Genomic DNA, 25761 nt, shown 5'->3' on the forward strand with positions numbered 1-25761 from the left:
GAGACCAGCGACGCCAGCAAGATCCAAGACAGAGATCTATGGCATGCTCGCGCCCATGCGGCAGTGCTGGGGAAGCGCAGTCGATGCTTCATCACCTCCTGGCACCACCGTTCAACTATTCATTCAATCGGCCCGGCTTAGTGCTAAACAGGGGTCAGAGTGCGATTTTATTGTATGCATGGCAATTTAAAGTTAGCTCTGACCCCAGTTCTGTTTGGCGTCATATGGTGCCGGACCGCGTAGCATAGACCGCGGCGCCGCTGCCTTCGAGTGCGTCAGCCGCGGGCTCGACACGCTCATCGTGAATAAACCCTGGCCATGGCCCGAACCAAGAACGACAAGCACCCTGTCTCCGGACCCAAGCCATCGGCATCTGGCCGGCCACTGGGCATGGCCGATCTCGACTGGCTCGGCCAGGCGGCCTGCGACGAATTCTTCAAGCTGCACGACAACGAGGTGTTCAGGGGCATCGGCGCGGGGGCGGTGCTCCTGCCGCCACACAGCGTACCTGCCAGCCAATCGCCCAACAGCGGCGGCGCGGTCATCGAAGCGTTTCCGCATGGGCTAGCGTACGGAAGCATGATGACTGTGCTCGTCGGCTATCTTGCTTTCGGAGCAATCGCCATCATGAGCCCTTTGCTCGCTTTACTGATTCCAACGCTCTTCACAAGTTTCGATGCGTTCTCGGCTGTGTTCGGTGGAATCATGCTGTTGGCTACTACGTTCATGCTCCGCTTCGACCTCATCGGCTACCGCTACGCACCCACCCTGTTCGACCGCAACGCCGGCAAGGTCCATGTCTTCAAGGACAACACGCGTCTCTTCGGCTGGTGGCCGTTCTGGGGCGGGGGCGGCCAGCACGAGATCCTCAGCTACGACTGGGCCTGCGTGCGCGCCCAGGTCGTCCGCTTCAAGACTTTCACCGGCACCGTGGCGCAGGACAACGCCGCTCTGCAGATGATCGTGCTGGCTGCGCCCGGCGATACCCGCGTGGTCGGCCAGTTCGGCCTGGGCCTGACCAGCAGCGCCATCGCGGTGCAGCCCCTGCTCGATACCTGGGAGCACATCCGCCGCTTCATGGAGCACGAAGGGCCGCTGTTCGTCGAAGGCGACGGGCCCAATGAGGCCTTGTTCGAGATGCGCTTGGCGCGCTGCATCTTCCTCGGCCAGCCCTTCATCGGCCCGGGCAGTGCGGAGCATTGGAGGCATCCCGATCTGGGCGCCATCCTCTGGCAGGTCATCGCCATCCCGCTCTTTCCGCTGACCCTGCTCTACGGCCTGATCCGCTGGGCCAGTTTCCACATCAAGAGCAAGCCCGTATGGCCGCCTGAAGTGCTGGCCAGCGTGGGCGGCGCCCCCTTGCATGGCAGCGCGCTGGACGCTTGGCGCCATGTTGTGCCGGACTGCGCAGCAGGGGTTGCCTCGCGGCTGCCTGCGAGCGCGTCAGCCTCGGGCGCGACACGCTCAGCGTGAATAAGTCAGGCTTAAAAAAACCAGCGAAGCGGTTCGGAGTCGCCGATATCGGTCACGACGACCACCTAGAGGAGATGCGGCACGAGGACGAGATCGACGCGGGCCACATCGCACTCAAGTGGTGCGAAGGTCGGGGGCAGGTGCCTGTACTGCGCCAAGCACCTGTTGGCGGCCTGCGAGCATTCGGCGACTACGGAAGAACCCGTTGTGCTGACTGTCGATTAAAGCCATGTAGTTCCGCCACCGTGGATGAGAAGTCACTCAATCCGGAGTAACTTGCAGATCGACACAAATCGCCATCGGGTCAGAGTTGCGTTTCGTCAACGGGCTGATTCGCGGTTTTCCTCAGCTCTTGCAAATGAGCAAACCCTGCCGCTTCCGCGAACTGCGGCAGCTTCCAGATCGCCCCATTGACGCCCCAGGTGCCATCGGCGACCTCATGCAGGATCACCGAGGTGGCAAGCCGGCGGCTGTCGTGTGCCGGCAGCGATCGATGAAACGCCTGGTGCAGCGTCTGTACGTACAGTGCTCGTGCTGCGTCGTCCAGAACGCCGGCGGGCAGATAGACCAGGGCTACGCAGGGCAGCATCTGCGCCGTGACGTCGGCACCGCCACAGGTCCACGCCCCAGCCTCGATTTCCTCGATAAGCACCCAGCACAGCATGCGCTTGCGCGGTTCTGCTGGAATCTGCTCGGCCAGTGCGGCCGCATCGGTGATGCTGCGCACGAGCGCTGCGCGTGCTTCGCCGGGGTAGGAGTCTTTGGGAATGCGGACGAGGATGTTGGGCATGGTGGTTCCTTGCAACTGTTTGGACACCGCCATTGCACCCTGACGGTCGCTAAACTACGAGCGTCCATTTAGACATCTTTCCAGCGAAATCAGCCATGCAGGACTTCACCATTCTCGTCATGCCCGGCGCTTATGCGGCCAGCGTTGCACTCACGCAGAACATGCTCGAGGCTGCAGCGGCATTGGCGCCGCGCTGCAAGCTGCCACCTCCGAGGTGGCGCGTCGTGTCACCCGATGGCGGGACGGTGGCGCTCTCAGGCGGGATGAACATTGGCACCGTGCGACTGCCTGCGCGTGCGCCTGCCGACACGTCCACCTGGATCGTGCCGGGGCTCGGCGTGGACGGCCCTTGCGATGTGGCATCCCGCTTGTGCAGTCCGTCTGCCCAAAAGGCTGCTGTGCGCTTGGCGCGGCATGTTGCCGTTGGCGGCACGGTGGCCGCTTCGTGTTCTGCTGTCTTTCTTCTGCAGGCCGCAGGCCTACTACGAGGGCGCCGCGCCACGACATCGTGGTGGCTGGCATCCGAGCTGCGCAGACTCCAGCCCGATTGCAAGGTGGACGCCGATCACATGGTGATCCGCGACGGCCCAGTGGTGACCGCGGGTGCGGCGTTCGGACAGATGGACCTCATGCTGCACCTGATCCGGGTGCGCTTTTCGGCCGCCTTGGCAGACGCAGTGGGCAAGGTGCTCCTGGTCGATGCCCGACAAGCACAATCGCGATTCATGGTGCCATCCATGCTGTCGGGCGGAAACGAACTGATCGGACGCCTGACCGAGTTCATCGAAATGGCGCTGCCCCATCCGCCCAGCGTCAGCGGGTTGGCGGATGCGTTTTCCATGTCGCAACGCACGCTGGCGCGGCATGTGCGCTCCGCAACCGGCCAGAGCCCGCTGTCGTTGATTCAGGCCGTTCGCCTGAACCGGGCACGGCTGCTGATCGAGAACAGCCGGATGCCCGTGGACCAGGTGGCGCAAGAGGTGGGGTACCTCGATGCGACTGCACTGCGGCGCTTGATGCGTCGAGCGGCCGGCGCCAATCCAAGCGCCTTCCGCGCTGGCGCCACTTGGCTATGACCATCGCGACATGTTCCGACCTGGATTGGATGCAGAAGAGGCACACGTGACGATGAAGCTCGACGATCTCAAAACCCAACTCGCCCGCCCGGGTGTCATCCTGGAGATCGGTGGATTCCGGCCGCCCGACGATCCCCTGGCGAGTTGGTTCGGCCGCGTGAACGTCTGCGCGCCGGGCGAGACATGGCCGGAGACGGCGGGACGGCCGATGCATGCGCTCTGTCAGATCAACGTCAGCGAACTGCCGCTGCGGCCGGCCCGCCTCGCGGATATCGCACTGATTACGGTGTTCATCGGTCCCGATACGCTCCCGGTCGATACGCCCAACGGGGAAGGGTGGTGTCTGCGAGCCTACAAGCGGCTCGATGGACTGGTCCCGCTGACGCCACGGCACACCGATTCGCCGATCAGCGCATTTCCGATGCGGCCGCATGTCTTTCATGACGACTACCCGTGCTGGGAGGATGCGCCGATGGATCTGCCAGCAGACATCGAAGCGCACTACCACGATCTCTTCCGGAACCTGGATGGCTTCAAGCTGGGAGGATGGCCGACGCTGATCCAGGCCGAGATCTTCTGGGCACCTTTCAAGCGCCATCCCGCGTCGCCGGAGTTCGTCTTCCAGATCGACTCCACGGACAAGGGGCGCTGGATGTGGGGCGACGGCGGCGTTGGCTACTTCGGCCGCGGAACAGCACCAGGAAAAGAAGACGAGTGGGCGCTTGCGTGGCAGTGCTATTAGCGGTGCCACGCGGAGAAGGCTACGCGACCAGATGAAGGAAATAGGGGTCAGAGTGCAGTTTTCCTAGAAAGTCCACTCTGATATCCGGTTCTCCTTGCACGCCTGATAGTTATGGTGCGAACCCGAGCAAGAGCCGCCCAGCCATTGACTGCGGATCAATACCTCGGCGAGGATCACGCCATCCCGCATCCTCGCGGTCCGTCAGGCTAGGGGCATGGAAGAAAAACGGTATTCGAAGCTAGGAACAGCTCCTCATTGGATGGGGTTGGTCGCGGCTCCTCTCTCTGTTTGGGGCGGCCTTATCGCAAACGCAGCCTTGGCGCCCGGCGTCAGCCTCTCTACAGGGCTTGCGACGTGGATGGGCGTCTTTGTCATGACAGTGCTTCCCGTCCACCTCATTGCGTACGCCACAACGTTCGCTTTCATGAGAGACAGGCTGCGTCTGAAGTACCCGACTCTCGTTGTGGCGCTCCTCACATCCGTCGCCGCCGTCGGGATCGCTTTTTCACAGGGAGGCAATCCATTCCAAGCGGTATTTGGTGCCTGGTATACACCCTGCTTCGTGATTGCATATGCCGTTGCAGCGGGATGCCCAAGCTCCGTGCAAGGAGATGGCTCGCAAAAGTCTGGCATCTCCATCAGGGCGGCCTCGTGATATCACTACGGAAATTAGGGGTCAGAGTGCACATTTTCTTGTGTGCTATACCTTTATAGTTCACCCTGATCCCCAGTTTTAACATGCGAATTTTATGGCAACCCAAACTTGGACAGAGAAAGAATACGTGGAGTGCCTGAAGCACGAACGCCACTTGTTCGCGCGGGTTCTTCGCTCTTACGGGCCATAATCACCGGCGGACGCTGACAACGCGGCAGTTGCACGCTATCCATACGAGGAGCCAAATGATCTACACGGGCTCATCTCTCATGACGAGGCATGGCATTGGGCCATGCTTCGCATCCACGGAGAAGCTCACTGGCTTGCCAATCCTCAGCTTGAGTCTGCGCCGCAGGAATACCTTGATGCATCATCGTCGCCGGAGCCTAACAGTGGCGCCTAACAGTCCACTCAAGCCGACGCCGAAGCCGCTGCGTGTGTCCGCCTAGTTCAGGTGCTAGGCGCCACATCAGATGCTTAGCCAGCTTTGGGAATCATGGCAGTTCAACCTGGGGCTCGGCTTGGCTAGCCTCGGTGCCGGGTTGCTGGTAGTGTCGCCGTGCCTGCTCGTCCCGTCTTGGCGTCGCAAGCCTCTTCGGTCGAACTTAGATATCGAGGGTGTCGGTCTCATTGCGCTGACGGTCGCGCTTGTTGCAGTCGGCTGTTACAACTACGTCAGTGCCGGAAACGGCAGCTGACAGTTCCATTCAGGCCGAACCGGCTTCGCTGATTGAGATAATTTAAGCGTTAGGTCACATGAAGAAGATTTTCGCAAACCTAGTAACAGTGCTCGGCGTGCTGTTCTCGCTGACCGGGCTATTCGGCACGCCATTAGTACTGCATCAGCTTCCGATCTCCTTGATGTTGCCAAGTGATGGAGAGACCTCCCATCAATACCTTCGGGCGGTCCCTGCCGAGCTACCCTGGCCGGAATATCTGTCATACATTTTTATCCTTTTGGGGAGCGCAATGCTTGTTGCCGGCATACTTTTGAGCCGAAAAGTTCGTGCACTGCGGCTTAACTAGTTATTCAAACGGAAGCTGCCTCGCGGTTCGGTTTAAATCAGGTGTTAGTCCTTATATGTTGAGTTGCGCTAACTGTCGGGAGGTCTGGGAATCGGCTCCAAATGGGTCGTCTCTTTGCGCTCTCATCAACGGCGACATCGGCTGGCTTATGTTCTTGCCTTCGTCTGAAGATCCAGGTTTCAGTTCTCGCAACCCTTCCTATTCCGGACCGCTTGACGAAATGATCGAATACAGGCTCTCCAATGGCCAAGTCGATTTATATCCAGCTTCATGGGCGCTGCCGCTCGCAACGATTGAGCGAGCCTTCGCCTCCTTCCGGGACACGGGAAAGCCACCAACTTTCGTCTGCTGGCACAACGACTCCGGTGATACTTTAGAACTCTGATCACCGGTCTAGGAAAAAGAGTCAGAGTGCACTTGTCTTGAAGATGCACTCTGACCCCAGTTCTCCGACCTCAGTTCTCCTGCCGACCGGCGCATGTGTATCGCACGGCTCCTGGCCAGGCTGGCATCGTTGCCGATCCGGAAGCGACTTTCAGGATGGCGGCGGCGAGTCAAGGACGGATTGGCTGTGGTCCTCCACTCGGCAAGGATCGCGGCACGCTTTGCCCAGGTGATCGGACACCGGTTGGAAACCCATGAGTAAGTACACCTTCGAAATAGACCATTTCCTGTCCGATCACGAAGTCGTTGCACTCGAGGCAGAGTGTGCGCCCTCGCTGCGGATGCTCAACCTGCGCTACACGCCACACGTGGATCTTTCGCAAGGCCACCTCTTGGACGCGGAGTATCTCGATGCGGTTCGCACGTCCTGGTTGCTGGATGAAGCGAGCGACCGCCCCGAACACACGATGTTGGTCGAGGGGCTTGGTTTCGCCTTTGGCAAGTTGTTGCAGCAACGCACTACCCTGCGTTGGTGCATGGTCCGCGACAGCTACGGGACTTTCTTCTCGATGGGTCGGCTGGACGCGAACCCTGCCAAGATTTCTGTTCCTGTCTTCAGTTACGTCGAGAAGCGGGAAACGCTGATGAACGGAGAGGTCTTCAGCGACTTCTTCAAGCAAGTCTCATCCGATGTGCTCGGCGCTTGAGCAGACATGGACATGGTCCTTGTAGCTGGAGTACGCCCCGACACTGGGCCAATGCTGGCTAACAAGGCGGCGCACTCAAGCATGGATATCCGCTCATGACCACCCGCCCAAAAGGCCTTTCTCCCGTCGGCTGGTATGTCGGTAGCTACGTAGTTCGCTTCGTCGAACTCGATGTTCTCGGTAACGACGATCCGCTAGAGGAATTCCTCGTATGGGAGAACACGATCATCGTCAGCGCGCCCGATTTTGACGAGGCCTACAGGAAGGTTGTTGCCGTGGCCGAGACGACAACCGAGCCCTACAAGAGCTGTCCCGACGGGGTGCCTGTCCAGTGGGTCTTCGAAGGTGTCACGCAACTCCTGCCGATCTACGAGTCGCTCGAAGATGGGTCGGAAATCATGTACGAGGAACACGCGTCCATGCGGCTCGATGCGCTGAGACAGCGGGTGATGTCGCTGGATGCTTTGAAGGATCAACTGAATGCATGACGGCGACCTCGAACTGCCACCGGGCCATCAGCGAAGGTGAATTGCCATGGACCGCAGCAAGATCAGGTTCTATTCCGAAAGAGAGCAACAGGACTTTTGTCTCCATTTGTGGTACGAGCTCACCATTGCGGGACGCACCATCTGGAGCGACGCTCAGCTCGACCAATCGAGCAAGCTGGAGGCGCTGAAGTGGCTGAATGAGATCCAGCATCACGTCTACAACGCTTACCGGCGTAGTGGTGAGGGAACGCTCTCCCCGCTATTTGAGCGCATCATCGCATTCTGCAAAGAGGCACGGTGCCTGGCGTTTCATGTGCGCGTCGCGCTTGATCGCGCGGTTGCCAAGGTGGCATCCGGTCATATCATTCCTTCGGTCGACTAGCGATCCGACAATCCACGGTCACATGGCGATGATCGCGGCTGATCCCATGACGTATTGGATTGGCCTTGTGATAAGTGTGATCTCGATGGTGCGCAAGGCGGGCATCATGTGGTCACGCTTGGCTCAAGAACATGCCATATCCGTCCCATACCCAGGCGCTTCTTGCTTGTCGACCACGAGCCTTCAGGACCTCCGTATGCGATTCATCCTCGCCACTGCCCTGTTCCTGTCCACTTCCTCGGCCGTGGCCAGTAGCACGATGTGTGCGTTCTATGCGCCACCCGGCACGCCAGTGCCGGATCTGGAATTTCTCGGCTACGACAAGATTGGTGGGATCCTCATTCAAGAAAAGAATGGGCCACGCAGTCTTCCGCAAGGTTCCTACAAAGTCGTTGCGTTGGATCAGAGCGCTAGCAGGATCGACCTGACCTACGCCAATCCAGGCGATCACTCGCTTCCACCGAGCTTCAGGCTAAGGGGAGTAAGGCCGGACATGACCTTGACGGTGCGTGGCAAGACGTACAAGGGCAAATTAAGTTGCGGGGCGTGGTGAGCTATCCGCACCCCCCCCTGGTCGTCAACCAGCGCTGTGCCGCTGAGCTGAAGGCTGGGACTGGGGCCTCTACTGAACCAGGAACCTGTTGGCGGCCTGTATGCACTGGGCGGTTGTTTGGAGAAGCCGTAGTGAAGAGTATTGATTGGAGTCATGTGGTTCCGTCCTATAGACTGGAATTCATTCAAACCAACGACAATTCGCACGGACCGACTCAAAAGAGGCAACTTGCAACATGAAAAGGGTCTCTCTACTCGCCGTGTTGGCGCTCAGCGTGTTGCCACCCGCCGTCGTTGCCAAAGACCTCTTCGCCAAAGATCGCTGCAAGGCCGCGTACGAGTATCACTTCCTCAATAGGGCCGTGGCGTTCGAGGATTGGACAGGGGTAGAAATTTTGCTTGAAGGAGGCGCAGACCCAAACGGCCGTGGCTATGCGCAGATCACGGAGTGCGTTCGCCTTCCAGGCGAGTTCAGCTCCCCACTCGCACTGGCAGTGAGGAATGGCAACGCCGACCTCGTTCGCTTGCTACTGAAATATGGGGCAGATCCTAATCTTCCGGAAGGAGAGTCGGTGACCCCAACGGGAATTGCACGCGGCATGGCTTCTCCGGCCATCCTGCAACTGCTGCTTGAGCATGGCGGAAGATAGGCGCAGTGCCTTGTTCGTGCGAGATCGCATCAATCTGCCGCTAACGGACGCATGACCACATTCCAATTCCAACCCCGCTGGAAGGAAGAACTCGTCTGCACTGGCCCGGGCGGCGAGTTCGTGCTGGATTTCCCGATGGGTGTGCCCACGGTTTACGTGCCCACCGAGCATGCCTGGGCGCAGAGTGCACCTGCATGGGCGCGCGACCTGTGGCCGGTGTTCAAGGCCGAGTTGGAGGCCTGGTGCCAGGCGCGCGACGTGCAGTTCTTCCTGGATGGATCGGCCAAGTGCTACGGAACCACTGCCAAGGCCTAGGTGAACACGCTGACAGCAGGCGGATGCGCGTGGCTTGGTGTCCTGGCGCGCCATCGCAGCAAGGTCTCCAATGAGTCAGAGTGCAGAGCGCGCTGAAGCGACGAACGTCCCGCTGTATCACCTGATCACGCCGGAATCGCACGAGGTGCTCGGCCCGTGGGCGGATGCGTTTCCGGCGTATACCGTGGTGGTCGGCTATTCGAGTCTCGGTCACTTCTTTCTGCATGATCCGGCCAGACAGGATTACGCGGTGCTGCATCCATTCAAGGCTGCCGGCAAGTCGTATGGCGCACATGCCTCCACCGCGGCGTTCGAGGCGGCCATCCTGCGCGATCCGGGCTTCGAGGCGTACGTGTTGCGCGGCGACCACGTGCGGGCGATCGCGGCGCGTCTTGGCCCCTTGAAGCCTGGGCAGATCTATATCCCGCAACCGTATCCGACACTGGGTGGAACGGAAGCGCCCGAGACGTACGACAAGGGCGATGTATGGGTCTTTGCGGACCTGGTCGCGCAAAGCGTGGGGTTGTGACGCAAACTGGAATGAAGCCGCGGGAGGCGATCTTCTAGCGAGAACCCAGGCGGCATTGGATCGCCGCCTGGATCAAACGCAACGCCAGCACCGCAGAGGCCGCGCCTCAGTGCTTCGCCGTCTTGCGCCGGTACACGCCATTGAAGCTGACGTTGGCGCCGCCGCACTCCAGGTTGTCCGAGGCCACCAGCAGGTCGCCGACCAGCTGCAGGCGGACCTTGCAGTCGTCCTGGGTGAGTTCCAGCCGATTGCCATCCGGAAAGCCGCGCGCAGTCACGGCGCCAAGGTGCGGCCCACCAGGCGCTTGATCTGGGGTCGGGTTGGCGCTGGGCCAGTAGGCATCGCCGTTTGCAGTGATGGTGCCGTCGCCGTTGGCGATCAGCTGCAATTCGTTGTCGCCGTCGTGCCACTGGCCGACCCAGGCCTGCGGCTTCGGGGCTGCCGTCGCCGGCAGCGGCTGCACGCTCGACGCCGCCACCCAACCGGCGCTGCCGCCGACCTTGTTGGGGTAGAACGCGCAGACGAAGCCGCCTTGGCGCTGCGCCAGGATCACGGTGTCGTCCTTGACCACATAGGCGCGCTGCCGGCACGCGGCTTCGCCCTTGGCCGGGCAACCGTCGTCGTCGTTGAGCAGGTACAGGCGCGGCACTGCGACCTTGGCGAGCGAGAACACGGCCGTACTCATGGGGAAGCCGCCGTTGCGGCACATCGCCGTGTCCTCGTCCGGCGCCGCGTAGGCCAGTGCGGGAACCGCCAACAAGGCGAGCAGCCAGGTCTTGTGCATCACAGTCGCTCCAGAGGTGGGGCAATAGTGTGGTGCATGCCGGGTGAACCGGTGGCGAGCGAATCAGTAGGTGAGGACATCATGCTGCCCGCCGGACACCGTCGCTGTGGTGCGTGGCGTGACCTCCCGTAACCCATGCGCGCCGGCCAGCCGCAGCGACGCCGAAGAACACCTTGGTCTGTATGGTGGCTGCCATCAGGTACGCCGCAGGGATACCCTTGCCGCGGTCCAGATTTCAGAGGGTGGTGGAATGGCAGTGAAGTACCGGGCGGGCGATGTCTTCGCGATCCCGTCGGATGCGGGAACGTACGCGCTCTGCCAAGTGCTGCGGGCGCCGCAGGGCGACTATCGCAAGGTGGTCGGCTTCTGTGTGCTGGAACAGCAGGCATCGGAACCGACGCTTGGCGCGTCGCCGACCCGGCCGCTGCCGGTGCGCGATGGCGACAAGGACATCCGATTGCTGTTCACCGGCATCCAGAAACTCAGGAGCGGCGAATGGCAGATCATCGGCCACGCGCCGTTGCCCAACGACACCAGGGAGTTGCTGACCTTCCACATCGCCGGCGCCCTGCACGAAGGCGATACCTTCGTGCAGATGCTGTCGGTGGACGAGTACGCGCGCTATCCGTCGATGTCGGTGCTCGGATTCGAGCTGGTGCAGCGGCTGCTGAGCGACAGCCGGTGATCGAGGGCGCCGGCCGTTGACGGCCAGTGCCCGCTCGGCGAGCATCGCATGCAGCCTCGGCGCAGGGGCGAGGCCAACGCCGCACATCACTTCTGTCTGGATCAGGTGACACCATGCCCGCGAGCCTGTTGACCGAGGTCGTCCTGCGCCCGCTGGTCGAGATCGTCCTCTACGGTCTGTGCCATGTCGTCGGCATGCTCGTGGTGCCGACGTTCTCGTTCGGCTACTACAGTGTCGAACCGTGGAGCAGCAAGCGGCGCAGCAAATCCGGCAAGCGCAGCGCGTACCTGGCCCCACGCGTGGTCTCGGCCGACGCGGCGGCCTTCTGGGGCGGGTTTGCCCTGGTGGGCTTTGGGCTGTTGGGCTATGCGCTGTGGCAGGCAGCGGGGACTTAACCCCGAAGCGGCCACACAGCGCTACGCTTGCTGTCGACTGCAACGGATTGCACCTACTCATGCCTCACTCGGCCACCTGCTTCACCACGCGTTACACGCTGTCGACCTTGCGCGATCAGATCGACGAGCGCCCCGAACTGGTGATGGCGTTGGAGTGCATGATCGAGGTGGAAGAGGAGCACTTCCCGGACCCACCAACCCTCGCGGCGCTGTCGCATCTGGCGCAGTGCTCGGCATGCCAGGCCTGGAGCGCCGCCTGGATGGACGCGCAGTTCCCGGAGCGGGTGGCGTGGCGCGAGCGAATCGCACGCTACTGCTGCAGCAGCATGTTCGCGGCGGTGACCAAGCCGGACAGGATCGTGCGGATCGGCTTCGAGTTGTTCCGTGGCGAGGATCCGACTTGGTACCTCAATGATGCGATCTGTGTGCAGTTCTGTCCGTGGTGCGGGCAGCGCCTGCCCGATCGTCCGTTCGAGCCGGATCTGGAGCCGGAGCCGGAGCCGGAGCAAACACCGTGAGGCTGTGCCGCCGCTGCGTCGCCATGACGGCGGGAGGGCTGCCGCGACGGTCGATCGCCCTGTGGCGGCTCAACCGGCTTGCGGATCCGTCGCACGACCAAGCTGCTTGCCGCGTGGCGATGTCGGCGCTTGGCGGTGTGCGATGAAGCAGCGCCTGCTCGCCCTCGCGATCGCGCTGCTGTCCGCCGGTTGGGTGCTGCCGCTGTGGTGCGGTGTCAAGGCGTGGCTGACGTTCTGGCAACGCGGGGGCACAGCGTCGTTGCAAGGTGGTCCTCCCGGCGACTCGTTTCCGTACCTGGCCTTCGCCTCGGCCTGCAGCAAGGTCGCCAGCGTCTGGCTTGCCGTCGCAATCGGCATCTGGGCGTATCTGGGCGCGCGTGCCTGTCTACGACAGATGCGATGAGTTGTCATGCGCCCGTGCTGCAATGGGTCCGGCCGGTCGCTGCACCACGGTGTCGGTCCCCGGTGGCAGGGCGCTGCGAGAGATGCCCATGTGCCGCAGACGGCGATGCCGGCCGCCACCGGGTTGCATGACGTGCCGCACCGTTGTCCACCTGGGCGGCCGTGCATGCGTTACCTTCCTGGACCGCCCATCCGCGCCTGCTCGCCATGACGCAGCCGCGCCGATGCGCGCGTCCGCCCCCCGATCGTTCGAGAGTCAAGCTGCCGCATGCATCCTGTCATCCATTTCCGCTCCCGCCTGCTCGAGGTGAGCGCCGAGCCGGAGAATCCCATCAATCCGATCCGTGGCAGCTCGCTGCTGGACTGGCTGCGCGTGCGTGTGGGCGAGGCCATGGTCCTGTCCGAGCCGGACCCGGAGGACTGGGGCTGGGCCTCCGAAGCGGAATGCCAGGGGCGCACCTACCTGGTCGGCGCCTACGCCGAGGAAGAGGTCGATGGCAACCACACCTGGATGCTGCAGATCGAGAAGCAGCGCTCGTTCTGGGAGCGGCTGCTCGGCCGCCATGCGATGCGCGACGACGATCCGTGCTTTGCGCGGCTGCATGCGCTGATCGCGGCCGAACCGCGGTTCACCGACGTGGTGGTGGAACGCGAATCCTGACCGCCGGTAGGGCTGCGCGACGCGATGGCGCGGACTGCAGCACACGCGCCATCGCGCTTGGGTATGCTCGGCGGTCCCTCTCCATCCGCGTGCCACCATGCCGATCCGTACCCTGTCGCTGTTCCCGTTGCTGCTGATCGGCACCTCGCCCGAGCTGATGGCGGCGCCCAGGCATTGCCTGCCGTATGGCCCGACTCAGGTCACCCTGTCCGGTATTCTGGCGCCGTCGCCCACCGACGCCGCCCCGCCTACTGTCCCGCACACGCATGCGCATCAGGACGCCGCTGCCGGTGCGGCAGCGACCCAGGAAGAGGTACTGATCCTGCCGCAGCCGCTGTGCGTGGCGGCGTCGGCGGATGGGCGCCAGCCGCGGCACGAGCAGGTGCGCCAGCTGCGGCTGGCGGTCACCGCGGACCAGGCGGCGCATCTGCGCGAGGAAGGAAGCGGCCAGGTGGTGCGGGTGACCGGAAGACTGGAGTATGCGCCGATCGGGCCGGATGCACCGCCGCTGCGCTTGAGCGTACTCGGGGTGGACAGCGACTGAAGGATGCCCTGGTGACGCGCTTTCGCTGCGATTTAGCGGCATGCGTCGTGGCCTTGTAGGAGCGGTTTCAGCCGCAACGGGCATTCCCGGGAAAGCCTGTCGCGGCTGAAGCCGCTCTACGTGGTTGGAGTTCCGGTGAAATCGGATGTCTCCTGTTACCTAGGCATCTGGTTGCTGAGGCCACGCCGGCCGCTGGCGCACGAGGCAGCGCTCGCATTGACGCCGCGCAGCCACTGGTCGAGGATCGACATGCCGCATCTGGCGGCCCGAGGTGGCAACGATCCATGAGGGGAATGCGCGTTCTGTGTGCGATAAGTCTGTGGCTGAGCGCGTTCGCCGCCATCGCGGGCGAGTCGCCGGCGCGCACGGTCCAGACGTTCTATGCCTGGGCGATCGCGCCCAAGCATGCCGATGGCGACGTTGCGCAGGTGCGGCATCTGCTGGGGCGGGAACTGTTCGCGGCGCTGGAGGCGCAGCGCGCCTACGAGGCAGCCTGCGCCAAACTTGTGCCTGCAGACGTCAAGCCGCACATGCTCGACCAGAGCCCCTTCTTCCTGTGGCCGGACCAACCGACGGCGCTGGTCTCGACGACCGCGCAAGTCACCGGCGACACCGCGCAGGTGCGCGCCCGTCTGGCCATCGATGACCAGCAGTGGACGGATACGTTGGTGCTCGGTCGCCAGGACGATCGCTGGGTGATCCTCGACATCGTGTGGCAGGAAGGTACGCTCACCCGACGCCTGGCCGACTTTGCCGCGCAGCGCTGCACGCAATGACGTCGCCGGCGTAGACGAGGGAAGGCGCGGTGGATGAGTTCGGTCGCCGCACCGCGTTCGACCTTGGCCTCGCGGTCTGCAACATGCGGTGAAGTGCAGACCCGCTCGGGCGATCGGGCAGCGTGTGCAGACCCAGGCATGTCCACGGCACGCACCTGGCGCGACGACGACCGGTCACGCGCCGTCGCCTCGCGCGCCCTGCGCCGTCACTGCAATGGCGGTGCAACACAGACGACATATCGTGCCGCGCTGCGCCACCGTATGGCGCATGCCGTCGCGGGCTGCTGCGCAAGCCGAACGGACTCGATTTTGCGCGCTCACAAGGATCCGACATGCTGCATCCCCATCTCTCCCCGCGGCCGCTGACCGCGCGCGCCGCGCCGGCCCGTACCCGTCTGGCGCAGGCCTGCGCCGTCCTGGTGCTGGCCTCGGTCGCCGCCGCCGCCGCCGCGCAGGACAGCGCGCCGTCGCTGGCCGGCAGCGAGACCCGCCCGGCCAATGTCGCCGGCACTGGCGATGCGGCGACCTCGCTGGACACCATCATCGTCACCGCCGAGCACCGCGAGCAGAACCTGCAGGAGGTACCGGTGTCGGTGGGCGTGGTGCAGGGCGAGGCGATGCGCGACTTCACCGCCGGCGGCGACGACACCCTGCTGGCGCTGTCCGGCCGCGTGCCCAGCTTTTACGCCGAAACCACCACCGGCCGCATCTTCCCGCGCTTCTACATCCGCGGCCTGGGCAATATCGATTTCTACCTCGGCGCCTCGCAGCCGGTGTCGATCATCCAGGACGACGTGGTGCTGGAGCACGTGGTGCTGAAGTCCAATCCGGTCTACGACGTGGACCAGGTGGAAGTGCTGCGCGGCCCGCAGGGCTCGCTGTTCGGCCGCAACACCACCGCCGGCATCGTCAAGTTCGACAGCATCAAGCCCAGCGACGACTACACCGGCCGCGTCACCGCCAGCTACGGCAGCTACAACACCGTCTCGGTCGACGGCGGCATCGGCGGCCCGATCAACGACGTGCTGTCGTTCCGCGTGTCCACCCTGTACCAGCACCGCGACGACTGGGTGGACAACACCTACACCGGCCCGAGCGCCGACGGCACGGTCACCCCGAAGAAGGACGCGATGGGCGGCTACGACGACCGCAACGCGCGCCTGCAGCTGCTGCTGAAGCCGAGCGAAAACTTCTCGTTGCTGGGCTCGTTCCACACCCGCGACTACGACGGCACCTCCACGCTGTTCCTGCGCGGCGCCCTGCACAAGGGCTCGAACAAGGTCGACGTGCCGCGCGACCAGGTGGCCTACGACGAGGCCCACGACAACCCGCAGGCGTACAAGACCCACGGCGCCTCGCTGAAGGCGATCTACGACTTCGGTGGCGTCTCGCTGACCTCGATCAGCGCCTACGAGACCACCTCCGGCTACAGCCGCGGCGACACCGACGGCGGCGCCGCGGCCAACTTCCCGGTCAACGGCGTGCCCAACGGCTACGGGCAGTCGATGGGCCAGGTGCGCGACCTGGACCAGTACACCCAGGAACTGCGCCTGGCCAGCGAAGGCGACGCCCCGCTGCAGTGGCAGGCCGGCGCGTTCTACTTCGACGGCAAGGACACCACCGACTTCTACCAGCGCGCCTATTTCCTGCAGACCGCCGCGCGCAATCCCAACAACTGGGTGCGCTTGCACAACAGCAACACCTCCTGGGCCGGCTTCGGCCAGCTGACCTACAAGGTCACCGACGCGCTGACCCTGACCGCCGGCGTGCGCCAGACCCGCGACAGCAAGGAGACCAAGCTGCTCAAGACCGCCGACACCGCGGCCGGCGTGGTCACCTACAAGGGCCGCCGCGACGTGCGCCTGGCCGACACCCAGCCGAGCTGGGACCTGAGCGCGATGTATGAGATCAACCCGAACGTCAACGTGTACGCGAAGGTCGCCCGCGGCTTCCGCGGCCCGACCATCCAGGGCCGTTCGGCGGTGTTCAACTCCGACTTCACCACCGCCGACTCGGAAACCATCCTGTCGTGGGAAGCCGGCATCAAGAGCAACCTGTTCGACAACCGCCTGCGCCTGAACGTCACCGGCTTCACCTACACGGTCGACGACATCCAGCTCAACGGCAACGACTCCAACGGCAACGGCGTGCTGTTCAACGCCGACAAGGCCAAGGCCTACGGCATGGAAGCGGATCTGGACTGGCGCCCGATCCCCAACCTGTCGCTGACCGCTGGCCTGAGCCTGCTGCACAGCGAGATCCAGGACAAGCGGGTGTACGCGCAGGTGTGCGGCCTGAACGGCGTGGTGGTGTGCACGGTGAAGGACCCGACCATCCGCATCGGCAACAATACCTTCGCCCAGATCGACGGCAACCCGCTGCCGAACGCCCCCAAGTACAACGTCAACCTGGCCGCCCGCTACGACATCCCGGTCAACGACGGCGGCGCCTTCTTCGTCGCCACCGACTGGAACAAGCTGGGCTACACCAGCTTCGTGCTGTACGACTCCACCGAGTTCACCTCCAACGGCAACTTCGAGGGCGGCCTCAAGCTGGGTTACACCGGCGACTACGGCGCATGGGAAGTGGCCGCGTTCGCCCGCAACATCACCAACGAGAAGAACCTCAAGGGCGTGATCGAGAACTACATGGCGGCCGTGTACAACGAACCGCGCATCGTCGGCGTCTCGTTCAACCTGCACTGGCACTGATCGCAGCACGTCGTAGCACCACGCCGGCAGCACCTGCCGGCACCAGCGGGCGGGAGGGCGACAGTCCTCCCGCCCGTTTACGTTTTCGCAGCAGTAAATAGCCGGTAACTGTAGCCATGGCGATAGCCTTGCTGTTGCTGTTGTCGTGCTGTTGTCGTGCTGTTGTCGTGCTGTTGTCGTGCTGTTGCTTGGCGTTGGCTCTTGCTTTTGCCTTGCCGGGTTCCCTTCCGAAGCGGCGGATGGACCGGGGAAAAACCCCGAAGGGGCGGCGCACAGGGACGTGCGCCGTTCGCGGCAGGGGCAGGATGCCCCTTCCGCGAATCCCCGGTGCATCCGCGGACCCGGAGCGCGCAGCGCGGAGGGCGCGTAGGCAGGGCGCGCTTGACCAGCCTTCGGCTGTGGTAAAGCGCTTCTTTTGGTTACCTTTTCTTTGCGCGAGCAAAGAAAAGTAACTCGCCGCCAGGCGAAAGCCTTTGCTGTTGCTTCAAGCTTTACTGTTGGATGAGAAGAACCGTAGTAGCGAGTGGCTTCAGCCGCGACGCGCGACGCGCCAGCCTCGCGATGCCCCTGGGACGATGGCCCCCTGCATCGCGGCCGCCGCCAGTCACGGCGTCGGGACTGAAGTCCCTCCCACAACACGTGTCTGCGCGTGACGCATACGTTGGCGCGATGCCCATCCGCAAGAGGGGCTTCAGCCGCGACGGGCGTTCCCGGCAAAACCCGTCGCGGCTGAAGCAGCTCCTACGCTCCCAAGACCAACGAGCAAACCTGCCACCCATCCCAAATCTCATGGCAGCCCCGCCCCGGCTCTGTTAAAGTCCGCGCCCAGCGCTGCCGCGTCCGGCAGCCAGGCACAGCCGCCGCCATGCCTTCAACCGTGAGTCTTTCGGGGGAAGTGGTGTATGCGCGTCGCGCGGTCCGTGTTGTCCTTATGCGTGGTATCCGTCTTGCTGAGCTGGGCGCCGCCAACGCGCGCTGCCAGCGCCGATGCCGCGCCGCCTCCTGATCCCACCACTCTCGACCAGATCGTCGTCACCGGCGAGAAAAGCGGCCGCAGCGTGCAGGACACCACCAGCTCGGTCGCCGTTACTACCGAAGCGCGCATCGAGCAGGAGAACCTGCAGAACGCCTACGAGGTGTTCAACCGCACCGCCAACATGGCCCAGACCTACGGCGATGCCGGCTTCAGCATCCGCGGCATCCGCAACATCGACGGCGGCAGCGATGCGCCGCTGGCTACCATCTACCTGGACGGCGCCGCCCTGCCGTGGAAGGCGATCAGCTGGGCGCCGCTGAGCCTGTGGGACCTGCAGCAGGTGGAAATCCTGCGCGGCCCGCAGTCCACCCTGCAGGGCGAGAACGCCCTGGCCGGCGCGATCGTCCTGCGCACCGCCGAGCCGACCATGGACTGGCAGGGCAAGCTGCGGGTACTGGCCTCCGATCCCTCCGACCGCAGCGTGGCCGGCGCGGTCGGCGGCCCGATCGTGGCCGACGAACTGGCGTTCCGCGCCTCGGTGGAGCAGCGCAGCTTCGACGGCTACACCTGGAACCTCACCCGTCAGGCCGCCGACGACGCGCAGGTCTCGGCGATCTACCGCGGCAAGCTGCTGTGGACGCCGTCGGCGATCGCCGGGCTGAAGGTGCAACTGGGCTACACCCGCTCGCACCGCACCGGGCCGTACATGTACAGCTACGTGCGCACCGATTTGCCCGACTATTTCGGTCACCGCTACACCACCAACAACACCCCGGACCGCACCCGCAGCGACAGCGACATCGTCACCCTGCAGGCCGACTACGCGCTCTCCGACGCCTGGTCGTTGTCCTCGGTCAGCGCCTGGAACAAGGTCACCTCGTCCAGCATGTGGGACATGGACCATGGCCCGGACAACGCCGGCTATGCGCGGCGCCAGCTCGACGACACCACCGCCTCGCAGGAATTGCGCCTGCACTACGCCGGCACCGCGGTGCAGGGCCTGCTCGGCGCGTACTGGGCGCGGCACGTGGAAGACAACGACGCGCAACTGCTGAACAACGTCGCCACGCCGACCACCACCATCGCCGGGCTGCTGCGCAGCGCCGGCTTCCCGGCCGCCACCGCCAGCGCGATCGCCACCCGCTACGCGCAGGCGCTGCCGGTGATTCCGGTCGACTACGTCAGCGCCAGCCCGACCCGCTCCAGCAACCGCGCGCTGTTCGCCGACGGCCAATGGCAGGTGGGCAGCGGGTTCTCGCTGCTCGGTGGGCTGCGCTACGACCGCCAGCGCTACGCCATGGCCTCCGACACCACCGCGGCCTTCGCCGGCCGCTATCCCGATCCGGCCGCCTTCGCCGCCAGCGGCACCGCGCTGTACCGGGCCATCGTCGCGATCAACCAGGGCGTGGCCGGCATCGTGCGCTCGGCCAACGGCGAGGTGGCCTGGAACACGCGCGACTTCGACGCGCTGCTGCCCAAGCTCGGCATGCGCTACGACTGGAACCCGGACCTGTCGACCAGCCTGGTGGTGCAGCGCGGCTACCGCTCCGGCGGCTCCGGCTTCAACTCGGCGCGCAGCCAGGCTTTCCCCTATGACCCGGAATACACCTGGAACTACGAAGCCGCGCTGCGCTCGCAGTGGCTGGACCGGCGCCTGACCCTCAACGCCAATGCCTACTACATCGACTGGAAGGACAAGCAGACCACCGCCTACTTCGGCCTCAACAGCTTCGACTTCAACACCGTCAACGCCGGCCGCGCGCATCTGTACGGGGCCGAGCTGGAGGCCAGCCACCGCCCCAATGAGGCCTTCGACTGGTACGGCTCGCTGGGCTATGCGCGCACCCGCTACGACAGCTTCGCCACCATCGCCGGCGCCTCGGTCATCGACTACGCCGGCCGTGAATTCGCCTACGCGCCGCACTGGACCGCGGCGCTGGGCGCCAACTGGCGCTTCGCCGAGGGCTGGCTGGCCAACCTCAACGCCAGCTTCCGCGACCGCGTCTACACCGACATCGGTGCCGGCGCCGTGCAACTGGCCTCGCGCACCGTGGTCAACGCCAAGTTCGGCTACGAGAACCTGGACTGGAGCGCGTGGATCTTCGCCAACAACCTGCTCGACCGGAACTACGTGCAGTACCGTTGGGCCACCGATCCGGTCGCGATCCTGGGCGCGCCGCGCGTGGTCGGCATCGGCTTCGAGGCGCGCTGGTGATGCTCGCCTTTGCCACCGCCGCCTATCTGCTTGCCGCCGCGCTGGCGGCGCTGGCCTTCTACCTGGCCACCGCGCACCAGCGGCTGCGTCCGGCCTGGCATCGACACGCGCGCGCGCTGCGCGTGGCCGGCACGCTGCTGTGCGTGGCCGCATTGGGTGCGGCGATTTCGGCGCTGGGCGTGTGGGCCGGCGTCTTCGCCGCGCTGAGCGCGACGATGCTTGCGGCGGTGGCCCTGCCGTACCTGGATGCGTGGCGACAATTGCACCGAGGGGCTGGCGATGTGGGTTAGGTGGCTGGCGGCGATCGTGCTGGGCCTGCCGCTGGCGGTGGGCGTCATCGGCTTGTGCGTGCTGCTGTGGCCGGGCGACCTGCAGGTGCACACGTTGCCCTGGCTGTTGCTGGTGTTCCCGCTGTGGGTCGGCGCGATGTCGCTGGCCTTCGTGTTCCGTAGCGGCGCGCGCGCGTGGCTGTGGCTGGGCGCTGCGACCGCACTGTGCTACGTGGCGCTTTACCTGCTCAAGGCCACCCACCTCGTGCAGGTGAGCGCATGAAGGCCGCGACCCTGCGCCAGTTCCTGTCGGCGCACAGCTGGATGGGCCTGCTCGCCGGCATGGCCTTGTTCATCGCCTTCTACGCTGGGGCGATCAACGTGTTCACCCACGACCTGGAGCAGTGGCCACGCCCGGCCGCGGTGCAGGCCCCGGCGTTGCCGCCGGAGCAGGCCGCGCAGGCGCTGGCCGATGCGGTGCTGGCGCGGCATCCGGCGCTGGCCGAGTCGTACACGCTGATGCTGCCCGGCGAGGGCCGCACGCAGCCGCAGTTGTTCGCGTTCGGGCCGGCCGCGCAGCAGGCCTTCGGCGGCATGGTGCAGTTCCAGCCCGGTGCCGACGGGCAGCCGGTGCAGCTGCCGCAGCGCAGCGGCTTCGTCGCGTTCCTGTACGACCTGCACTTCACTGCCGGGCTGCCGCGCACCTTCGGCACCTACCTGTTCGGCGTGGTCTGCCTGCTGTACGGGGTGGCCCTGGTCAGCGGCGTGGTGCTGTACGCGCCGGTGCTGCTCAAGGACCTGTTCGCGCTGCGCCGCGGCCGCAACGTCAAGCGCCTGTGGCAGGACGCGCACAACGCCATCGGCATGCTGTCGCTGCCGTTCCACGTGATCTTCGCCTGGTCCGGCGCGGTGCTGACCCTGGGCGTGCTGCTGCTGGCGCCGTTCCAGTACCTGGTGTTCGACGGCAAGCTGATGCAGGTGCTGCAGCCGGACTTCGAACTGGCGCCGCACGTGCAGCCCGCGCACGTGCCTGCGCCGATGCTGCCGGTGGCCGAGCTGGTGGCACGGGCGCGCGCGGCCAATCCCGGCTTCGTGCCGGAGAGCCTGTCCTTCCACGATGCCGGCGACGCCAATGCGCAGGTGGAGCTCTACGGCCACCAGGAGCAGCGCCGGCTCAACACGCTCGGCGGCGTGGCGCTGCGCGCGGCCGACGGCAAGGTGTTGCGGGTGCTGTCGCCGCAGACCATGTCGCCGGGCGTGGCCGCGCTGCGCGGCCTGCAGACCCTGCACTTCGGCGACTACGGGCGCTGGCCGCTGCAGTGGCTGTACTTCCTGCTCGGGCTCGGCGGCGCGTTCCTGTTCTACAGCGGCAACCTGCTGTGGGTGGAAGCGCGGCGCAAGCGCCGCCAGGTCGCGCAGCCGTTGCGCACCCACGTCATGGCGCGGCTGACCACCGGCGTCTGCCTGGGCTGCGTGGCCGGGGTGTCGGCGCTGTTCGTGGCCGCGCGCCTGTTGCCGCCGGGGATGGAGCGCTGGGCGTACTACGCCGTGTTCGCGCTCGGCGTGGCCTGGGCGCTGTTGCGGCCGACCGCGCGCGGCGCCTACGAACTGCTGCTGGCCTGTGCGGTGCTGACCGTGCTGGTGCCGCTGGCCGGGTTGCGCGGCGCCGCCGGCTGGGTGGCGCCGTGGAGCAGCGGGACGCTGCTGGCCATCGACGCCTGCGCGCTGGCGCTGGCCTGGGCCTACTGGCAGATGGCGCGCGCCGCGTATCGCCGCGGGCAGGGCGGCGATCCACACAGCGTGTGGGCGTTCCCGCCGCCGCGCTGACGCTCGCCCTGCCGTGCCAAGGCGGCGCGGCAGGGCGCTGCTGTCACGCAACCGATCGTCCCAAAAGTGGACAATCACGCGCCGGTGCTTTTTCATGGTCTCGACGTGGGCACCGCAGCGTCCGCGCGAAACCGAATCGGGTGACACGATTTGATGTGACCTGATCCGCACTTCGCGCCGCGTTGCCGTCGACAGGGGACTGCATGCACGAGCGTTACCAGGAGCCACACGACGCACCGCCGGGCGAGGCCTACGCGGCGCAATTGCGCAAGGGATTCGCCGCGCTGCGTTTCGATCCTCCGCTGGAACGGGCGTACCGCCACTACACCGCCGCCACGCTGGGCTTCGCGCAGCGCGTGGCGGCCTCGCTGGGCGTGTTGATCGCGCTGCTGCTGCTGGGCTGGGACGCGGTGCATTTCGGCTGGCGCGGCGGCGGCCTGCTCGGCTATGCGGTGGCGGTGCGCGTGGCGACCCTGCTGGCGCTGCTGTGGGTGGCGGCGGCGATCCATCGCGCCGACACGCACGGCCCCGGCCGCGCCGCGCTGTTGCTGCTGGTCGGCGGCACCGGGCTGGTGCTGTCGAGCATCGGCTACCCGCCGCAGGAACTGCGCTATGCGGCGGCGGTGATGACCCTGGTGATCGTGGCCGGCTTCTTCCCGTTGGGCATGGCGTTGTGGCAGAGCGTGGCGGTGGCGCTGCTGCTGTGCGCGATCAGCGCCGTGGCCGGCCATCTGCTGCTGGAGGGCGCGGCGCACGATGCCTACCTGCGCCTGCAGTGGCTGCTGTGGACCGCGGTGCCGGTCGGTGCGGCCGGCGGCTACCTGCGCGAACACTCGCGCCGCGAAGGCTTCCTGCAGCGGCGGGTACGCGACGACGAGGCCTTGCGCGACGCGCTCACCGGCCTGGGCGACCGCCGCCGCTTCGACGAACACCTGGCGGTGGCGCTGGCCGAGCGCGGGCGCCTGCAGCGCGGGCTGGCGCTGATCCTGGTCGAACTCGACGGCTTCGCCGCACTGAACCAGCGCAGCGGCGCCGGCGCCGCCGACCGCGCGGTGCTGGAGGTGGCCGAGGCCATGCAATGCCTGCTGCGGCCGCTGGACGTGGCCATGCGCATCGGCGCCGACCGCTTCGCGCTGGTGCTGTACGACGCCAGCGGCGCGCACCTGCGCCAGGTGGCGCCGGCGCTGCGCGACATGGTCGAGGTGATGGCGATCGCGCCGGATACGGCGGACGCGCAGGCGCTGACGGTCAGCGTCGGTGCGCTGCTCGCCACGCCGGAGGACACGCCGGCCACGCTGATGCAGCGCGCCGAGGCGCTGCTGGACGCCGCGCGCGCCGTCGGCAACCGCGTGGTGCTGGCCGAGGACACCGGTTGGTAGCGCGGTGATCCGGCGCACCAGCCCTCGCGACCGACGCCGCCGCAGCCGCCGCCACTGTGGGAGGAACTTCAGTCCCGACGCAGCACACCAACCGACCAGTGAAGCGCGCCTCTGCTTTCGACAGGCGCGCACGGGTGTTTCGTCACGGCCACGCGCGCCGCGCGCGGCGATCGTGGCACCGTCTCAGAACGTCCCCCGCTGCACGAACGGCACCTGCGCGTAGAGCTGGCGCTCGCCGCCGCGCGGGTCGTGCGCCAGGCGGCTGTCGGTGTCGAACAGCAGGGTTTCGCGCTGGGCCAGCGAGTACGGTGCCCAGCGTGGCAGGCCGGGGTGGTTGGGATCGCCGTGGCGGGCGAAGGCCAGCAACGCTGCGCTCATCGCATCGGCCATGCGCTGCGCGTCGGCGCCATCGCCGGTGCGCGATCCGGGCTGGCGGATGTTGTCGAACACCAGCGGGATGTCCAGGGTGTGGAAGGCGCCGAACTTGCCGCCGTCCAGTGGCGAACCCCAGTCCAGTTGGTAGACCCAGGTCGGCGCGCCCTGCCGCGCGCGCGCCTCGGCTTCCTCGACCGCGCCACGCCAGGAGCGGCCGGCGGTGGTGGCGGCGAAGAACACCTCGCTCGGCGTGTAGTGCGGATACAGCCGTCGGTACTCGGCGATCACCACCTGCGGCGACAGGTCCACGTACTGCTCCTGCGCCAGCTTGGCCGGCAGCGCGTCCCAGGTCAGCGCGAAGTTGGCCGGATCGTGGCCGAGGAAGGCGCGGGTCTCGTCGTGGGTGTTGCCGATCACCATCGGGATGCGCGCCGACTGCGGTGGCGCGTCCGGCCAGAACGGATGGCGGTGCAGCACCTGCGCATCCAGCACCGGGCCCAGGTACAGCGCGGTGTCCTCCGCGCGCGATGGATCGCGGATGCGGGTGGCCTCGAGCACGCGCTGCAGCGGCAGCGTGCGCAGCGCGTCCAGTTGCGATGGTTCCAACTGCAGCGCTTGCAGCAGCAACTGCGCGCGCTGGCTGGCCGCACGTGGCCCGGCGGCGGTGACCTGCTGCCCGCTCATGGTCCAGGCGCGGTGGAACAGGCCCTGCGCGGCCGGCATCGCCATCAGCGTGGCGATCTTGGCGCCGCCGCCGGACTGGCCGAACACGGTGACGTTGCCGGCATCGCCGCCGAACTCGGCCGCGTGCGCACGCACCCACTGCAGCGCCTGCACCAGGTCGAGTTGGCCGACGTTGCCGGAGGCGGCATAGGCGTCACCTCCGAACGGCGCCAGGTACAGATAGCCGAAGGCGTTGAGGCGATGATTGACGCTGATCACCACCACGTCGCCGCGCTGGCACAGGCGCACGCCGTCGTACAGCGGGTCGCTGCCGGAGCCGTTGTTGTAGGCGCCGCCGTGGATGTAGAACAGGATCGGACGCTTCGCACCGTCGCGTAGGCCCGGGGTCCAGACATTGAGGAACAGGCAGTCCTCGCTGACCGGCTCGGACCCGCGCTGCGGCGCCGACGCACCATAGGCGCCGCAGTCGCGCACGCCGTGCCAGGGCCGTTCCTGCAGCGCCGGCTGGAAGCGTCGCGGCGCGGTGTCGGCGCCGTAGGCAATGCCCTTGAAAACGCACACGCCCTGCTCGCGCACGCCACGGATGCGGCCGCTGCGGGTGCGCGCCAGCGGCGCCGCCCGCATCGGCACCGAGGCCGGCGCCAGACCGGGCAGCGCGCCGCTCAAGGCCAGCGCGCCGAGCGCGCCGTCGCGCAGGAAGCGGCGGCGGCCATGGTCGTCGGGTGCGGCCGCGTCGGGCGCGGTGGGGAGCGGGGCGGGCAAGCGAGGGCGGGCGGTCATGCGTGGACGGT

27 protein-coding genes are annotated in these 25761 nt (G+C 65.8%); 24 read left to right on the forward strand and 3 right to left on the reverse strand.

Annotation, left to right across the window (positions count from 1 at the left end):
• Window positions 1–390 precede the first annotated feature (390 nt).
• Complete coding sequence (locus tag SLW56_RS15350; protein WP_320695090.1) at window positions 391–1473, forward strand: DUF6708 domain-containing protein; 1083 nt, start codon at window positions 391–393, stop codon at window positions 1471–1473.
• 304 nt (window positions 1474–1777) lie between these two features.
• On the opposite strand, the gene SLW56_RS15355 is transcribed toward SLW56_RS15350, so the two are convergent.
• A complete protein-coding gene (locus SLW56_RS15355) occupies window positions 1778–2263 on the reverse strand; it encodes a tautomerase (protein ID WP_152237727.1) in 486 nt (161 codons plus the stop codon).
• Between the two features lie 95 nt (window positions 2264–2358).
• Here SLW56_RS15355 and SLW56_RS15360 point away from each other — a divergent pair, with 95 nt between their 5' ends.
• From SLW56_RS15360 to SLW56_RS15405, 10 genes are all read left to right on the forward strand, one after another.
• Entirely contained in the window at window positions 2359–3339 is a 981-nt protein-coding gene (locus SLW56_RS15360) for a helix-turn-helix domain-containing protein (protein ID WP_320695091.1), read from the forward strand.
• 52 nt (window positions 3340–3391) lie between these two features.
• A complete protein-coding gene (locus SLW56_RS15365; protein WP_320695115.1) occupies window positions 3392–4081 on the forward strand; it encodes a DUF1963 domain-containing protein in 690 nt (229 codons plus the stop codon).
• 1411 nt (window positions 4082–5492) lie between these two features.
• Complete coding sequence (locus tag SLW56_RS15370; protein WP_320695092.1) at window positions 5493–5762, forward strand: hypothetical protein; 270 nt, start codon at window positions 5493–5495, stop codon at window positions 5760–5762.
• A 638-nt stretch (window positions 5763–6400) separates the two neighbouring features.
• The gene (locus SLW56_RS15375; RefSeq protein WP_320695093.1) at window positions 6401–6853 is read left to right on the forward strand and encodes a hypothetical protein; all 453 of its coding nucleotides are present in this window, start codon (window positions 6401–6403) and stop codon (window positions 6851–6853) included.
• A 95-nt stretch (window positions 6854–6948) separates the two neighbouring features.
• Window positions 6949–7341 (forward strand): DUF4288 domain-containing protein, encoded by a 393-nt coding sequence (locus SLW56_RS15380; RefSeq protein ID WP_320695094.1) that lies wholly within the window; start codon window positions 6949–6951, stop codon window positions 7339–7341.
• Between the two features lie 46 nt (window positions 7342–7387).
• The gene (locus SLW56_RS15385; protein WP_320695095.1) at window positions 7388–7723 is read left to right on the forward strand and encodes a hypothetical protein; all 336 of its coding nucleotides are present in this window, start codon (window positions 7388–7390) and stop codon (window positions 7721–7723) included.
• Window positions 7724–7919: 196 nt separating this feature from the next.
• Complete coding sequence (locus SLW56_RS15390; RefSeq protein WP_320695096.1) at window positions 7920–8276, forward strand: hypothetical protein; 357 nt, start codon at window positions 7920–7922, stop codon at window positions 8274–8276.
• A gap of 235 nt (window positions 8277–8511) precedes the next feature.
• The gene (locus SLW56_RS15395) at window positions 8512–8925 is read left to right on the forward strand and encodes an ankyrin repeat domain-containing protein (protein WP_320695097.1); all 414 of its coding nucleotides are present in this window, start codon (window positions 8512–8514) and stop codon (window positions 8923–8925) included.
• A gap of 51 nt (window positions 8926–8976) precedes the next feature.
• Window positions 8977–9240 (forward strand): hypothetical protein, encoded by a 264-nt coding sequence (locus SLW56_RS15400; protein WP_152237732.1) that lies wholly within the window; start codon window positions 8977–8979, stop codon window positions 9238–9240.
• Between the two features lie 70 nt (window positions 9241–9310).
• Window positions 9311–9769, forward strand: coding sequence for a T6SS immunity protein Tdi1 domain-containing protein (locus SLW56_RS15405; RefSeq protein WP_320695098.1), 459 nt, complete (start codon window positions 9311–9313; stop codon window positions 9767–9769).
• Window positions 9770–9875: 106 nt separating this feature from the next.
• On the opposite strand, the gene SLW56_RS15410 is transcribed toward SLW56_RS15405, so the two are convergent.
• Window positions 9876–10553 carry a hypothetical protein gene (locus SLW56_RS15410; RefSeq protein WP_320695099.1) on the reverse strand — a complete coding sequence of 226 codons (678 nt, stop codon included), beginning with the start codon at window positions 10551–10553 and terminating at the stop codon, window positions 9876–9878.
• A gap of 118 nt (window positions 10554–10671) precedes the next feature.
• Between SLW56_RS15410 and SLW56_RS15415 the strand changes: the two genes are divergently transcribed.
• From SLW56_RS15415 to SLW56_RS15475, 13 genes are all read left to right on the forward strand, one after another.
• A complete protein-coding gene (locus SLW56_RS15415; RefSeq protein WP_320695100.1) occupies window positions 10672–11238 on the forward strand; it encodes a hypothetical protein in 567 nt (188 codons plus the stop codon).
• Window positions 11239–11351: 113 nt separating this feature from the next.
• The gene (locus SLW56_RS15420) at window positions 11352–11633 is read left to right on the forward strand and encodes a hypothetical protein (RefSeq protein ID WP_320695101.1); all 282 of its coding nucleotides are present in this window, start codon (window positions 11352–11354) and stop codon (window positions 11631–11633) included.
• A gap of 59 nt (window positions 11634–11692) precedes the next feature.
• Entirely contained in the window at window positions 11693–12151 is a 459-nt protein-coding gene (locus SLW56_RS15425; RefSeq protein WP_267098953.1) for a hypothetical protein, read from the forward strand.
• 142 nt (window positions 12152–12293) lie between these two features.
• Window positions 12294–12554, forward strand: a complete 261-nt coding sequence (locus tag SLW56_RS15430; RefSeq protein WP_320695102.1) for a hypothetical protein — start codon at window positions 12294–12296, stop codon at window positions 12552–12554.
• A gap of 267 nt (window positions 12555–12821) precedes the next feature.
• A complete protein-coding gene (locus SLW56_RS15435) occupies window positions 12822–13214 on the forward strand; it encodes a hypothetical protein (RefSeq protein ID WP_320695103.1) in 393 nt (130 codons plus the stop codon).
• 97 nt (window positions 13215–13311) lie between these two features.
• Window positions 13312–13758, forward strand: coding sequence for a hypothetical protein (locus SLW56_RS15440; RefSeq protein ID WP_152239786.1), 447 nt, complete (start codon window positions 13312–13314; stop codon window positions 13756–13758).
• A 293-nt stretch (window positions 13759–14051) separates the two neighbouring features.
• Complete coding sequence (locus tag SLW56_RS15445) at window positions 14052–14534, forward strand: nuclear transport factor 2 family protein (RefSeq protein WP_152239785.1); 483 nt, start codon at window positions 14052–14054, stop codon at window positions 14532–14534.
• A gap of 332 nt (window positions 14535–14866) precedes the next feature.
• Window positions 14867–17245, forward strand: a complete 2379-nt coding sequence (locus SLW56_RS15450; protein WP_320695104.1) for a TonB-dependent receptor — start codon at window positions 14867–14869, stop codon at window positions 17243–17245.
• Between the two features lie 935 nt (window positions 17246–18180).
• On the forward strand, window positions 18181–20436 hold the full coding sequence (locus SLW56_RS15455; protein ID WP_320695105.1) for a TonB-dependent receptor: 2256 nt from the start codon (window positions 18181–18183) through the stop codon (window positions 20434–20436).
• Window positions 20436–20726, forward strand: coding sequence for a hypothetical protein (locus SLW56_RS15460; protein ID WP_152237741.1), 291 nt, complete (start codon window positions 20436–20438; stop codon window positions 20724–20726). Before SLW56_RS15455 ends, SLW56_RS15460 begins: the two co-directional genes overlap by 1 nt.
• Window positions 20716–20988, forward strand: coding sequence for a hypothetical protein (locus SLW56_RS15465; RefSeq protein ID WP_152237748.1), 273 nt, complete (start codon window positions 20716–20718; stop codon window positions 20986–20988). The genes SLW56_RS15460 and SLW56_RS15465 overlap by 11 nt, the downstream gene beginning before the upstream one ends.
• Window positions 20985–22532 carry a PepSY-associated TM helix domain-containing protein gene (locus tag SLW56_RS15470; RefSeq protein WP_320695106.1) on the forward strand — a complete coding sequence of 516 codons (1548 nt, stop codon included), beginning with the start codon at window positions 20985–20987 and terminating at the stop codon, window positions 22530–22532. The genes SLW56_RS15465 and SLW56_RS15470 overlap by 4 nt, the downstream gene beginning before the upstream one ends.
• A gap of 203 nt (window positions 22533–22735) precedes the next feature.
• Window positions 22736–23911 carry a GGDEF domain-containing protein gene (locus SLW56_RS15475; protein WP_295911671.1) on the forward strand — a complete coding sequence of 392 codons (1176 nt, stop codon included), beginning with the start codon at window positions 22736–22738 and terminating at the stop codon, window positions 23909–23911.
• 183 nt (window positions 23912–24094) lie between these two features.
• Here SLW56_RS15475 and SLW56_RS15480 read toward each other — a convergent pair whose 3' ends face one another.
• Window positions 24095–25594, reverse strand: coding sequence for a carboxylesterase family protein (locus SLW56_RS15480; protein ID WP_320695116.1), 1500 nt, complete (start codon window positions 25592–25594; stop codon window positions 24095–24097).
• Window positions 25595–25761 lie beyond the last annotated feature (167 nt).

Source organism: Xanthomonas sp. LF07-6, assembly GCF_034105445.1.
GTDB lineage: Bacteria > Pseudomonadota > Gammaproteobacteria > Xanthomonadales > Xanthomonadaceae > Xanthomonas_A > Xanthomonas_A sontii.

Excerpts from the sequence above, each read along its gene's own strand:
- SLW56_RS15350 (WP_320695090.1), top strand. The coding sequence starts at position 391 with ATGGCCGATCTCGACTGGCTCGGCCAGGCGGCCTGCGACGAATTCTTC.
- SLW56_RS15355 (WP_152237727.1), bottom strand. The coding sequence starts at position 2,263 with ATGCCCAACATCCTCGTCCGCATTCCCAAAGACTCCTACCCCGGCGAA.
- SLW56_RS15360 (WP_320695091.1), top strand. The coding sequence starts at position 2,359 with ATGCAGGACTTCACCATTCTCGTCATGCCCGGCGCTTATGCGGCCAGC.
- SLW56_RS15365 (WP_320695115.1), top strand. The coding sequence starts at position 3,392 with ATGAAGCTCGACGATCTCAAAACCCAACTCGCCCGCCCGGGTGTCATC.
- SLW56_RS15370 (WP_320695092.1), top strand. The coding sequence starts at position 5,493 with ATGAAGAAGATTTTCGCAAACCTAGTAACAGTGCTCGGCGTGCTGTTC.
- SLW56_RS15375 (WP_320695093.1), top strand. The coding sequence starts at position 6,401 with ATGAGTAAGTACACCTTCGAAATAGACCATTTCCTGTCCGATCACGAA.
- SLW56_RS15380 (WP_320695094.1), top strand. The coding sequence starts at position 6,949 with ATGACCACCCGCCCAAAAGGCCTTTCTCCCGTCGGCTGGTATGTCGGT.
- SLW56_RS15385 (WP_320695095.1), top strand. The coding sequence starts at position 7,388 with ATGGACCGCAGCAAGATCAGGTTCTATTCCGAAAGAGAGCAACAGGAC.
- SLW56_RS15390 (WP_320695096.1), top strand. The coding sequence starts at position 7,920 with ATGCGATTCATCCTCGCCACTGCCCTGTTCCTGTCCACTTCCTCGGCC.
- SLW56_RS15395 (WP_320695097.1), top strand. The coding sequence starts at position 8,512 with ATGAAAAGGGTCTCTCTACTCGCCGTGTTGGCGCTCAGCGTGTTGCCA.
- SLW56_RS15400 (WP_152237732.1), top strand. The coding sequence starts at position 8,977 with ATGACCACATTCCAATTCCAACCCCGCTGGAAGGAAGAACTCGTCTGC.
- SLW56_RS15405 (WP_320695098.1), top strand. The coding sequence starts at position 9,311 with ATGAGTCAGAGTGCAGAGCGCGCTGAAGCGACGAACGTCCCGCTGTAT.
- SLW56_RS15410 (WP_320695099.1), bottom strand. The coding sequence starts at position 10,553 with ATGCACAAGACCTGGCTGCTCGCCTTGTTGGCGGTTCCCGCACTGGCC.
- SLW56_RS15420 (WP_320695101.1), top strand. The coding sequence starts at position 11,352 with ATGCCCGCGAGCCTGTTGACCGAGGTCGTCCTGCGCCCGCTGGTCGAG.
- SLW56_RS15425 (WP_267098953.1), top strand. The coding sequence starts at position 11,693 with ATGCCTCACTCGGCCACCTGCTTCACCACGCGTTACACGCTGTCGACC.
- SLW56_RS15430 (WP_320695102.1), top strand. The coding sequence starts at position 12,294 with ATGAAGCAGCGCCTGCTCGCCCTCGCGATCGCGCTGCTGTCCGCCGGT.
- SLW56_RS15435 (WP_320695103.1), top strand. The coding sequence starts at position 12,822 with ATGCATCCTGTCATCCATTTCCGCTCCCGCCTGCTCGAGGTGAGCGCC.
- SLW56_RS15440 (WP_152239786.1), top strand. The coding sequence starts at position 13,312 with ATGCCGATCCGTACCCTGTCGCTGTTCCCGTTGCTGCTGATCGGCACC.
- SLW56_RS15445 (WP_152239785.1), top strand. The coding sequence starts at position 14,052 with ATGCGCGTTCTGTGTGCGATAAGTCTGTGGCTGAGCGCGTTCGCCGCC.
- SLW56_RS15450 (WP_320695104.1), top strand. The coding sequence starts at position 14,867 with ATGCTGCATCCCCATCTCTCCCCGCGGCCGCTGACCGCGCGCGCCGCG.
- SLW56_RS15460 (WP_152237741.1), top strand. The coding sequence starts at position 20,436 with ATGCTCGCCTTTGCCACCGCCGCCTATCTGCTTGCCGCCGCGCTGGCG.
- SLW56_RS15465 (WP_152237748.1), top strand. The coding sequence starts at position 20,716 with ATGTGGGTTAGGTGGCTGGCGGCGATCGTGCTGGGCCTGCCGCTGGCG.
- SLW56_RS15470 (WP_320695106.1), top strand. The coding sequence starts at position 20,985 with ATGAAGGCCGCGACCCTGCGCCAGTTCCTGTCGGCGCACAGCTGGATG.
- SLW56_RS15475 (WP_295911671.1), top strand. The coding sequence starts at position 22,736 with ATGCACGAGCGTTACCAGGAGCCACACGACGCACCGCCGGGCGAGGCC.
- SLW56_RS15480 (WP_320695116.1), bottom strand. The coding sequence starts at position 25,594 with ATGCGGGCGGCGCCGCTGGCGCGCACCCGCAGCGGCCGCATCCGTGGC.